The 11,568-nt window shown below is 41.5% G+C and carries 9 protein-coding genes; 3 read left to right on the plus strand and 6 right to left on the minus strand.

Annotation, left to right across the window (positions count from 1 at the left end; genetic code table 11):
- Positions 1-9: 9 nt before the first annotated feature.
- The 5 genes from IT970_RS14535 to IT970_RS14555 form a co-directional block, all read right to left on the minus strand.
- Positions 10-687 (minus strand): TIGR00153 family protein, encoded by a 678-nt coding sequence (locus IT970_RS14535; protein ID WP_036973312.1) that lies wholly within the window; start codon positions 685-687, stop codon positions 10-12.
- Positions 688-836: 149 nt separating this feature from the next.
- Positions 837-1,538 (minus strand): phosphate signaling complex protein PhoU, encoded by a 702-nt coding sequence (gene phoU / locus IT970_RS14540; protein ID WP_036973313.1) that lies wholly within the window; start codon positions 1,536-1,538, stop codon positions 837-839.
- A 47-nt stretch (positions 1,539-1,585) separates the two neighbouring features.
- The gene (pstB, locus tag IT970_RS14545) at positions 1,586-2,413 is read right to left on the minus strand and encodes a phosphate ABC transporter ATP-binding protein PstB (RefSeq protein WP_036973314.1); all 828 of its coding nucleotides are present in this window, start codon (positions 2,411-2,413) and stop codon (positions 1,586-1,588) included.
- A 26-nt stretch (positions 2,414-2,439) separates the two neighbouring features.
- Complete coding sequence (gene pstA, locus IT970_RS14550) at positions 2,440-4,089, minus strand: phosphate ABC transporter permease PstA (RefSeq protein ID WP_036973315.1); 1,650 nt, start codon at positions 4,087-4,089, stop codon at positions 2,440-2,442.
- Positions 4,090-4,104: 15 nt separating this feature from the next.
- Positions 4,105-6,339 carry an ABC transporter permease subunit gene (locus IT970_RS14555; RefSeq protein WP_065979566.1) on the minus strand — a complete coding sequence of 745 codons (2,235 nt, stop codon included), beginning with the start codon at positions 6,337-6,339 and terminating at the stop codon, positions 4,105-4,107.
- A 346-nt stretch (positions 6,340-6,685) separates the two neighbouring features.
- Here IT970_RS14555 and IT970_RS14560 point away from each other — a divergent pair, with 346 nt between their 5' ends.
- The 3 genes from IT970_RS14560 (at position 6,686) to ppx (ending at position 10,886) form a co-directional block, all read left to right on the plus strand.
- Positions 6,686-7,192 (plus strand): glycine cleavage system protein R, encoded by a 507-nt coding sequence (locus IT970_RS14560; RefSeq protein WP_036973316.1) that lies wholly within the window; start codon positions 6,686-6,688, stop codon positions 7,190-7,192.
- A 126-nt stretch (positions 7,193-7,318) separates the two neighbouring features.
- Entirely contained in the window at positions 7,319-9,406 is a 2,088-nt protein-coding gene (gene ppk1, locus IT970_RS14565; protein WP_075594511.1) for a polyphosphate kinase 1, read from the plus strand.
- Positions 9,399-10,886, plus strand: coding sequence for an exopolyphosphatase (gene ppx, locus IT970_RS14570; protein ID WP_196857455.1), 1,488 nt, complete (start codon positions 9,399-9,401; stop codon positions 10,884-10,886). Before ppk1 ends, ppx begins: the two co-directional genes overlap by 8 nt.
- A gap of 212 nt (positions 10,887-11,098) precedes the next feature.
- Here the strand turns inward: ppx and IT970_RS14575 are convergent, their stop codons facing one another.
- The gene (locus tag IT970_RS14575; RefSeq protein WP_036973319.1) at positions 11,099-11,554 is read right to left on the minus strand and encodes a hypothetical protein; all 456 of its coding nucleotides are present in this window, start codon (positions 11,552-11,554) and stop codon (positions 11,099-11,101) included.
- Positions 11,555-11,568: the final 14 nt, after the last annotated feature.

An 11,568-nucleotide genomic window follows, 5' to 3' on the forward strand; every position in this document is an offset into this window, starting at 1 on the left:
GATTTTAAATTAACGAGCTAACATCAGCTCAAGACGAGAACCTACGCGCTCTGCAATATCAGCTAGATCGCCGACCCACTCAATGATCTTGTACAAGAACATCACATCAATTGGGTTTAGTTCATTTTCAACGGCGCGCAATTGACGGCGTATTTTGATTTGCATGTCATCCGTGTCTTGTTCGATTGCATCCAATTCAACGAGCATTTTTTCTACTAAAGTCACTTCGCGACCTTTGAAGCCCGTTTCAAGTAGCTCATCTAACTCGTTAATTGCTTTTGATGCTTGTTTTGTCGCATCAACACAACGTGTTACATAAGCAAGAAAATCTTCTTGAATTTCTACCGGAATCGTCATTTCTCGACCAATTACACGACCTGCAATGTCTTTTGCTTTATTCGCAATTTTGTCTTGTTGGGTAACAAGCTCTAACAAATCGGTACGCTCAACTGGCATAAATAAGCCGCGCGGTAGTTGAAGGCGAATGTTACGTTTCATGTCATCCGCTTCACGTTCTAAATTACGAATGTTTAGACGGATTTCCTCCGCTTCTTTCCATTCTTCTTTAAAAACGTGATTAAAGAAAGGGATCAAGGCTTTGCTTGCTTGATGTACTTTCTTAATGTGATCTTCCATAGGCTTAATAGGAGATTTAGCAAAAACCCCTAAAAATGCATTTGTAGGCATAACTGACCCTTTATAAATTAGTATGCTTTGGCAGGTTCGAATTTTACAGCATTGTGTACGATTTTGAACGCTTTTTCTGCCTGACATCACCAATAATAGACAAAGCGGCCTAAAGCCGCTCGGTTTAAAAATGAAAAGTGCTTAAAAATTTACAGCGACTTTTCGATATCTGCTTGAGATGTATGACGAATATCTTTACCGTTCACAAAATAGATAATGTATTCTGCGATATTCTGACAACGGTCGCCAATACGCTCAAGTGAACGAACTGACCACACTAAATCCATAATTTTAGGGATTGAGCGTGGATCTTCCATCATATATGTCATAATTTGACGCGTAATTGCTTCATATTCACGGTCAACTTTTGCATCTTCTTTATGAACTTCGAAGGCACATTGCACATCCATACGGGCAAATGCATCAAGTACATCATGAAGCATCTTCGACACTTGGCGACCCATATTTTCAATATTAACAAGAAGATCTTGTTGATCTTTGGTAAATGAATCAAGCGCCACTTTTGCAATGCGCTCTGCTTCGTCACCAATGCGCTCTAAATCGGCGATTGTTTTCGCAATCGCAATAACTAAACGTAAATCACTGGCAGCAGGCTGACGACGTGCAATAATGCGTGTGCATTCTTCGTCAATATTGACTTCCATGGCGTTTACTTTGTAGTCGTTTTCACGGACTTTTTGCGCCAATTCTGCATCACCTTTACTAACCGCATCAAGCGCACTATTTAACTGCTGCTCAACTAAGCCACCCATGCTAAGTACATGGTTACGAACATTTTCAAGCTCTTCATTAAAGCGACCTGAAATATGCTTATTAATATTATGTTCCATTGTCTACCTCTATAAAATTCGTTTACGTTACCAAGTGTTTTATTCGACTAGCCGTAGCGGCCAGTGATGTAATCTTCTGTTTTCTTTTTACTTGGTGTCGTAAATAAGGTGTTGGTATCTGAATACTCTATCAATTCGCCCATGTACATAAACGCTGTTTGGTCTGATACACGCGCGGCTTGTTGCATGTTATGAGTAACAATAACCACGGTAAACTTATTCTTTAAGTCGTTAATGAGCTCTTCAATAACTAATGTAGAAATTGGATCGAGTGCCGATGTTGGCTCATCTAACAAGAGCACTTCTGGCTCAATCGCAATTGATCGCGCAATCACAAGACGTTGCTGCTGACCACCTGATAGGCCAAATGCACTATCGTGAAGACGATCTTTTACTTCATCCCACAATGCAGCACCACGTAAAGATTGCTCAACGACTTCGTCTAATTTACGCTTTTCTTTAATTCCTTGTAAGCGTAGGCCATAAACAACATTTTCGTAGATTGATTTTGGAAATGGATTCGGACGTTGGAATACCATACCAACATTACGACGCAGTGCGGCAACATCGACACTTTTATCGTAGATGTTATGACCATGTAGTAAAATTTCACCGGTGATACGACAGCTATCAACTAGATCATTCATACGGTTAATACAACGAAGCAGCGTCGATTTACCACACCCCGATGGGCCGATAAACGCTGTTACCTGACCTTTGGGAATCTTCATATTTACGCCGCTAAGCGCTTGTTTATCACCGTAGTATAGATCTAAATCTTTAATCTCTAACGCAGTTTGCTCTGCGGTTAGATTCTCTAAGTCTAGTTTTGCCGCGCTTTTCGCTTGGTTTACGTGTGGTGCAACTGTAATCATCTCTGTCTACCTATAAAAATTCTGTATTAATGCTCTAGAGCTCTAAACTTTTCGCGTAAATGGTTACGAATACCAATCGCGGTGATATTCAGGGCGATAATTACTGAAACCAGTAAGAATGCCGTGGCATATACCAGCGGACGTGCCGCTTCTACGTTCGGGCTTTGGAAACCAACATCATAAATGTGGAAACCTAAGTGCATAAATTTTCTATCTAAATGTACGTATGGGAAGTTGCCGTCTAGTGGCAATGTAGGCGCCATTTTAACCACACCCACTAACATAAGTGGCGCAACCTCGCCCGCGGCACGTGCAACCGCTAAAATTAATCCAGTCATAATCGCTGGGCTGGCCATTGGAATAATAATACGCCATAAGGTTTCAGCTTTTGTCGCACCCAGTGCTAATGAACCGTGGCGAACAGTACTTGGAATACGTGATAAACCTTCTTCTGTTGAAACGATAACCACAGGTAAGGTTAAAATCGCAAGGGTCAATGCCGACCATATCACACCTGGCGTACCAAAAACGGGGCTTGGCGATGATTCAGGGTAAAATAATTGGTCAATACTGCCACCCAACATGTAAACGAAGAAACCCAGACCAAATACACCGTAAACAATAGATGGTACACCCGCAAGGTTGATAACGGCGATGCGAATCATCTTCGTAACAGCATTTTTGGCTGCATATTCGTGCAAGTAAATTGCCGCAACCACACCAAATGGCGTCACAATAACGGCCATCAGTAATACCATGAACACGGTACCGAAAATCGCAGGGAATACACCCCCTTCGGTGTTTGCTTCGCGCGGATCGTCTGACACAAACTTACCTAGCTGTACAAAGTAATGACCTAACTTAGCAAAGAACCCCATGTCATTTGGGAACCACACATCAAGCACTTGATAAAGTGGTAATGTAACAACCTCACCGCGCATATCTTTTACGGTTACTTGGTCACGCTTTGCTTCTTTGCGTAGCGCAAAAAGTTGTTTTTCAAGTACCGAGTATTCTTCACGTAGCTCAGCACGGGCAGCTGCCAGCTCTGCAACACGTTCATCGGTAAGTTCATTATCAAGCTGATACGCTTTTTCTTTTAAACGTAAGCGCTCAAGTTCGTAGTTAATGTGACCAATGTCGCCATTTTGCAGATCAAGTGCTTGGTCATTTAACTCAACAGCACGCTCAACAAGATCATAGAGTACGTCTATTTTGTTCTCTGTGATAACTTCGCCGTCTTTAATAACTTGGTCAACATAGCCGTAAAAATTACCATTTTTACTGCGCTCAAATACGGCAAGTTCAGCCGGCGCTGTGCGTGATTTGATATCGGTTTCTAATACCCAACGGAAATCTAAATCAACGTATTCACGGTTACCGGTTTTAATTAATAAACGTTCTAACTGCTCTTTGTCGTAATGAGATAAATCAACGCCTGTTGCCTCAATACGTGACTTTGCAACGAGCTCACGATCATAAACTTCACCAATCACAGTTTGTTTTGCAACTGAGCCTTGTAACTCAAGTTGAATAACTTCTGATGGCCAGAAAAAGCTTAAACCTTTCCAAGCAATCATGGCTAACAAACCAAGAACTGAGATTAAACTGATGCTCACCGCACCACCGGTCATCCAAATCCAAGGAGAACCAGACTTAAACCACTGCTTTACCATGTCGTGTCTCTCCACCTACATTGAACTGTATTTATCACGCAGTTGCTGACGAACAAACTCAGCCACTGTGTTGAAAATAAATGTGAATATGAATAGTACAAACGCTGCTAAGAATAGAATGCGATAATGCGAGCTGCCTACTTCTGACTCTGGCATTTCAACCGCGATATTCGCTGCAAGTGTTCGCATACCTTGGAAAATACTCCAATCCATAATAGGCGTGTTACCTGTTGCCATAAGTACAATCATTGTTTCACCCACTGCACGGCCAAGACCCATCATCACTGCGGAGAAAATACCTGGGCTTGCAGTAAGAAGAACCACACGTACCAGTGTTTGCCATTGTGTTGCACCGAGTGCCAGTGAACCATTCGATAAATGTTTAGGAACACTGAACACCGCATCTTCTGCAATCGAGAAAATAGTGGGGATAACCGCAAAGCCCATCGCAATACCGACAACGAGCGAGTTACGTTGGTCGAATGTCATGCCTAATTCATTGGTGAGGTACTGACGAACATTACCATCGAATACCCATGATTCAATTGTGCCACTCATCGCAAATGACAACCAACCAATAAACAGCACAACCGGAATCAATAAGATTGAGTGCGAACCTTCAGGCACACGGTGACGAATAGAAGCTGGCAGCTTATTCCAACCAAATGCAGTCAGTAAGATACCAATCGGTAGTAACAGCAGTAAGCCCACAATCGCTGGTAAATGCTCTTCAATTAACGGCGCTAACCAAAGACCGGCTAAGAAACCCAAAATAACGGTCGGTAACGCTTCCATGATTTCAACGGTTGGCTTTACGACTTTACGCAGCTCACTCGACATGAAGTATGCGGTGTAGATAGCCGCAGATAAGGCAATTGGTACCGCAAATAACATCGCGTATAGTGCGGCTTTAATGGTACCGAATGAAATTGGCACTAACGAGAATTTAGACTCAAAATCATCACTCGCTGAAGTTGACTGCCAAATGTATGCAGGTTCAGGGTAACCTTCGTACCAAACCTCTTGCCATAATGCAGACCACGTTACTTCTGGGTGCTCATTATGGATTTCAATCACTTTCAATGCATCATCAGCAAGAATAAGTGCAGCATTTGAACGCGGCGCAATTGCGAAATTATCAATTGGGCCGTCACTGACTTTACCTTGCCACAGCTTTGCTTCACTGGTGGTGTAGTAAATGCCTAGTTCGCCATTGGCACCCGCAGTAAAGAAAGTGCGGCGATAGAATTCAGTGAAAATACTTAACTTTGATTGTTTGCTGGTTTCAAACGCGCGAATTTTTTGAAACTCACGGCCTTCGTCGGTATTCACCTCAAACCACTGCGAAACTTCGCCATTATCATTGGCAAGCATCAATGAGTTTGCACCGGCAAGTAATTGCGTAGAAACGAGGTTTGCGTTTTCTTCGTTTGCAGCAAGTACTTGAATAAGCTCTACCTCAGACGGATAGCGCGTATCGTAAACATAAATTTGGTTAGCTGAGCGAATAAAGGTGCGCGTCGTATCTGGCGACATTAATAACTCATCAACACGGCCATCAATATCAAGCTCTGTGCGCTCAACGCTCCATTCAACTTCGCCAGTGAACATGTTCTCTTCAGCTAAAAAGCTGCTAAATAAAACACGTTTATCCGCAGTTAACGCAACCACCGCGGTTTTATCTTCGTAATGGCTAAATGCAAACTTCTTAATGGCAGCGCCTTGCTCATCAACTTCTAACGCCACTTTACCCAGAGGGTAATCTAAACGAGGCGTTAATTGACGCTCATTGTTAGGGAATGTGACCAAAAACTTCGGCACCACAACCATAACAGACCCGTTTTCAAGGCCATAAGCGTATTGCCCTTGAAAAGGAGCTGAGCTTGCAAAACTGCTTACATCACTGGGGAGTTCAGTGTTAAGAGTGGTGATTTTTTTACCGAAGTGTTGTTTTTCAACATTGTAAAAATCAACCGTGCCTTTTTCGCCTAGTAAAAAGGCAACTTCGGTTTGTTCTTCAATACCGAGCCCAACAATTTCTGACGCATTTTGTAGTTTTACACTGTTACGTGTCTCTACTTTTGCTGATTCAAAAATAGGTTGAACAACATAAAGAAGGTAAAAGAAAATTAGTAACAGCGCGACAAGCACCATTACACCACCTGCGGAAATACCCCACTTGGCAAACCGATCTTTAAATAGACGGCTTCTATCCGTATGAAAGGTCGGTTTATTCGGATTGGAAGTCATCAAAACACCCTTAAATCTTAACGTTGGGCGCATTATATTTCACCAAGATGACAGTATTGTTACAAACGTCATATTTCAGTGTAATAAAACAGGTATTTTAGATACGGGGTTTATCCCTAAAACATGACCAAAATACTACCAAAAACAATACTCTAAGAATGCCAAAGGAATTAAGCTAACAATTTGTTATCGCTAATTTTTTATTACTCTATGGAAAAAATTGGACAAACGTTAAATCAGCATTAATACTCAATGTGACTTATTTTTTTCAATAATAAGAATCATCTTAACCCAACGCCTCCTTCCTTTTTTGCATTTTTCAGAGGCTTTTTATAGAGAATTAAATATGAAGCAGTTAGTAATTACTATTTTAGGTCCCGATAAACCGGGCCTCGTCGAAGATATTTCAGCCACGATTTTAAGCCATCATGGCAATTGGTTAACCAGTAACTTAAGTCATTTAGCGGGCCATTTTGCGGGCATTATTGAAGCCGCAGTTCCTGAAGAACACTTGCAAGAATTGCAAGATGCGCTGCACAGCTTACCGCATTTAGAGGTAAGGATTGAGCGCGGCACTGATACCTTACCTGACGTGCCTTCTGAAGAAATTAATTTTGTGATCACCGGTAACGATAGACCAGGCATCGTGCAAGAGCTTGCCAGTGTCATTCGCCACAAAGGCGCTAACATTACGCATCTCAATTCAAAACAACAGAGTGCGCCAAATTGGGGAGTGCCTATTTTTAGCGCGGTGGCCACCGTTGCGCTACCAGTGGGGATGAACAAAGACGAAGTCATCAGTGCGCTTGAATCGATTACCACCGATCTTATTGTTGATATAGAAGATGCTTAATCAACGACTATAAGGGCACAAATAACCCTTGATACCTAACGACGTGTCACATTAGTGACACGTATGTCACATAACCGTCATCTGCATCCTCTATATTCTAACTAGCCAGAAACGTTGGAAAAACAGATGAACGCAAGTCACTCCTCTTCACACGCCGTCACTTACTTTGCCAAAGAGCTTAGTTGGCTGTCTTTTAATGAGCGCGTACTGCAAGAAGCAAAAGACAAGTCGAACCCAATCATCGAACGAATGCGCTTTTTAGGGATTTATTCAAACAACATGGACGAATTTTTCCGTGTGCGTGTCGCCGATGTTAAGCGTCGTATTCTACTTAACAAACTGCCTGACGCGAATTTTGAAGAAGACGAAATACTGTTACAGCAAATACAAAAAAAAGTACTGCAACTAGGTAAGAAATTTAATCAAATTCATAAGGATATTTTAGCCGACTTAAATGAGCACAATATTCATGTTGAATTACCCGAAAAGTTAAGCGAATTCCATTTAAACTGGCTAGAAAAATTCTTTCACGACAGTGTATTGCAACATATTTTACCTATTTTGATCACAGAGAAAAAAGACTACTCCGATCAAATTAACGACACAATGACCTACTTTTTTGTCGAAATGAGTACGCAAAAAAGCCATTACGCAATGCTTGAAGTCCCTACCGACCGAGTGCCGCGTTTTATTATTTTGCCGCCAGAGAAAACTCGTCGCCATAAAACCATTGTGATGCTGGATGACATCATCGCTTATTTTATTCGCGATGTGTTTAGCAGCTTTTTTAGCTTTGATGATATTCAGTGCTATGCAATTAAATTAACCCGTGATGCTGAGTACAATCTAGATGATGAACTTGAAGAAGGGTTGCTCGATAAAATGTCGAAGGGGCTAAAACAGCGGATTTATGCCGAGCCTGTACGCCTTGTTTATGATGAAAGCATGCCCGATGACATGCTCAGTGTCATGAAAAAACGCCTCAATATAAGCCAGCATGATGCGCTTATTCCTGCAGGACGCTATCGCAATTTTAGAGACTTTATCGCCTTTCCGAATGTGGGTCGCCAATACTTAGAAAATAAACCATTGGCGGCGTTAAAAAGTGCTGCATTTAATCAGTTTTCAAGTGTGTTTGACGCGATTTCAGCACACGATATTTTACTCTACTACCCCTATCACACCTTTAATCATTTATTAGAGTTTGTCCGCCAAGCTGCGTTTGACCCTGATGTTACGCAAATTAAAGTAAATATATATCGCGTTGCGAGCCAATCGCGCTTAGTGTCAACGCTGATTAATGCTGCAAAAAATGGCAAGCATGTCACAGTTATGGTTGAGTTAAAGGCGCGCTTTGACGAGCAAAATAATATTGAGTGGGCGAAAACGCTTAGTAATGCTGGGGTTAAAGTTATTTTTGGTATTCCCGCATTAAAAGTGCACAGTAAATTGTGCGTTATTCACCGTAAAGAAAAAAACACCGTCGTGAAGTATGCTCACATTGGGACGGGGAATTTCCATGAAAAAACCGCAAAAATTTATACCGACTTTAGCTTATTCACCAAACACGAGGGGATCACAGAAGAGTGTGACAGCGTGTTCAAATTTATTGAAAGTAGCTACCGACCTTTTCATTTTGAACATTTAATGATTTCGCCTGTGAATGCGCGCGAAACGATTATGGCGCTCATTGATGATGAAATCGCCCTCGTAGAGCGTGGAAAACAGGGCCGTATTACCTTAAAAGTGAATAATTTAGTTGATAAGCAGCTTGTCGATCACCTTTATTTTGCTGCAAGACGCGGTGTTAAAATACGTATTATCGTTCGCGGTATGTGCTCATTAGTCCCTACAACCACCAGTGCGCATGACAATATTCGTATCATAAGCATTGTTGACCGATTTTTAGAACATCCCAGAGTGATGGTGTTCCATAACAATGGTGATGAAAAAGTCTATATTTCCTCTGCCGATTGGATGACCCGAAATTTAGACCATCGTGTCGAAGTGGCCGTTCCTATTTTTGACGCAAAACTTAAGCAACTCATTATTGATATTCTTGAGCTACAGTTTAAAGACCGAACTAAAGCACGTTTGATCGACAGTGAGCAGAAAAATCACTATGTTCGCCGAGGTAATCGCAAGAAAATTCGCTCGCAAATTGCCATCTACGATCACTTAAAGAAATGGGAAAGTAACTATAATAATGAATGATTATCCTTCAATTGCTGCAGTAGATTTAGGCTCAAACAGTTTTCATTTAGTGGTCGCAAGAGAAGTCGATGGCTCTTTGCAAATACTCCATAAAGAAAAGCAGCGGGTATATTTAGCGGATGGCTTAGATGATAAAAATCATTTGAGCCAAGCGGCAATCGAACGCGCTTTAGCTATCCTTAAGCAGTTTGCAGCCACATTACAGGACTTTCCACTTGAGAACGTGAAGGTTGCCGCCACGTATACACTAAGACGTGCCAAAAACATTCACTCGTTTTTAACCCAAGCCAGTGACGTTTTTCCATACCCGATTGAAGTCATTTCAGGACAAGAAGAAGCGCGCTTGATATACCAAGGTGTCGCGCATTACATTCATCATGATAATAATCGCTTAGTCATTGATATCGGCGGTGGAAGCACCGAATTAATTATCGGTAAACACTTTAAGCATCGCTTACTTTCAAGCCGAAACATGGGGTGTGTCAGCTATACAAAGCAGTTTTTTGCTGATGGACAAATTAATGCCAAACGCTTCGCGAAAGCACAAATACGCGCAGAGCAAGAGCTTGAAGTTATCTTTGCGAACTACATCAACACAGGTTGGCAGTCTGTCGTGGGGACATCGGGTACAATAAAATCAATTTTGGCAATGATTAATGCAAATGACGCAGAGCAAGAGCTGATTACTCTTGAAAGACTGCATGAGCTTAAAACGCAATTTATTGCCGCTAAACAGATTCAAAATTTACACATTGAAGGTTTAACACCTGAGCGACAAGAGAGTATTTGTGGTGGGCTCGCGATTTTAATTGCACTCTTTACGCTTTTCGACATCGATGCGATGCAATACAGTGACTTTTCACTGCGTGAAGGGCTCTTGCATGAAATGCAGCAAAAACTCGCACACAAAGATATTCGCACCAATACCATTCATAATTTAAGCGATCGCAATACCATCGACAAAGAACACGCAAACCGCGTATCTAGCACCGCTGAATGGTTTTTTGAACACGTTAAAACACCTTGGCAGCTCAGCCATCCCGATTTTTTAAATTTACTTAATTGGGCGGCACAGTTACATGAAATAGGGCTGGGCATAAACTCATCTGGTTTACATAAACACAGTGCTTATATTGTGGCAAATAGTCAGCTTCCGGGCTTTACACAGCAACAGCAAACGCTACTCAGCTGTATGATCCGCTTTTACCGTAAAAAGGTTCGTTTAGACCAATTTCCCACTTTACACACAGTGCAACACCATCAAATTTTACAGCTGATCGTGATTTTGCGTCTTGCCGTGCTTTTAAATCAAAAACGCACACCAGATCAAGGCGTGTCGTTAACGGTAACGGCCAAGCAAAATAGCATGTTCTTAAAATTCAACGACACGTGGCTGAAGGAACATACTTTGCTTTTGGCCGATTTACAGCAAGAACAAAAATACCTTAAAAAAGTCGGCTTTTTGCTCGATTTTCATTAATGATACCGCTCTGCTTAATTAGTGGTCTATTTTGAGGCAATAAAACCGCGTTGATAACAAGGCTAAAATGTCGTTATTTAGTTGTTCTCGGCCATTGCTCCTGCATTGCTCTGCATCCTGCATACATACAGTCGTAAATCAGACATTTTTAACGCAGGTAGCAACTGGTTTAATCACCCAAAATGATTAAGTATTATTGCGGATTAATGGTATTACATATCCCTATGACGATTAGCACTTTGCATCATTTGCTTTAAGCCTTGATGCTCAAGTTCGAGTAAGCGCTCAAGCTTTTCAATCGTGTCTTGGGTTTCTGCTCGCGAAACAAGGTACTCGTATAAATCGATCACCTTTTTATGTTGAGTTGATAGGTAAACTTGAATGGCTGTTTCGTCTATTTGCTGATCAGTGCTGATGTCACTGAATGTGATCAGTTCAGGGTTGTCTGCAAAGTATTCATAGCAGTAAGTATCAAGGGTGTTTATTTCGGTAATGGCTTTAAAGCCAACCAAATCTTCGGCGAGCTTTTTCTCATAGTTGAGATAATACTCCACCAGCATTTGATTATGTTCATCCAATAAGTCTTTTACACTATGGAAGTTGGCCGCCATTTGGGTGTGAAATAAAACGGTCCAATCATAAACCTGTTGTATTGTTTTAACTTGCATGTGCATTCCTTATT

Origin of the sequence: Pseudoalteromonas sp. A41-2 (assembly GCF_015767615.1) — a bacterium.
Taxonomy (GTDB): domain Bacteria; phylum Pseudomonadota; class Gammaproteobacteria; order Enterobacterales; family Alteromonadaceae; genus Pseudoalteromonas; species Pseudoalteromonas lipolytica.

What these genes read in the sequence shown, in the direction of transcription:
- IT970_RS14535 (WP_036973312.1), bottom strand. Translation starts at nt 687, where the DNA reads ATGCCTACAAATGCATTTTTAGGGGTTTTTGCTAAATCTCCTATTAAG.
- phoU (WP_036973313.1), bottom strand. Translation starts at nt 1,538, where the DNA reads ATGGAACATAATATTAATAAGCATATTTCAGGTCGCTTTAATGAAGAG.
- pstB (WP_036973314.1), bottom strand. Translation starts at nt 2,413, where the DNA reads ATGATTACAGTTGCACCACACGTAAACCAAGCGAAAAGCGCGGCAAAA.
- pstA (WP_036973315.1), bottom strand. Translation starts at nt 4,089, where the DNA reads ATGGTAAAGCAGTGGTTTAAGTCTGGTTCTCCTTGGATTTGGATGACC.
- IT970_RS14555 (WP_065979566.1), bottom strand. Translation starts at nt 6,339, where the DNA reads ATGACTTCCAATCCGAATAAACCGACCTTTCATACGGATAGAAGCCGT.
- IT970_RS14560 (WP_036973316.1), top strand. Translation starts at nt 6,686, where the DNA reads ATGAAGCAGTTAGTAATTACTATTTTAGGTCCCGATAAACCGGGCCTC.
- ppk1 (WP_075594511.1), top strand. Translation starts at nt 7,319, where the DNA reads ATGAACGCAAGTCACTCCTCTTCACACGCCGTCACTTACTTTGCCAAA.
- ppx (WP_196857455.1), top strand. Translation starts at nt 9,399, where the DNA reads ATGAATGATTATCCTTCAATTGCTGCAGTAGATTTAGGCTCAAACAGT.
- IT970_RS14575 (WP_036973319.1), bottom strand. Translation starts at nt 11,554, where the DNA reads ATGCAAGTTAAAACAATACAACAGGTTTATGATTGGACCGTTTTATTT.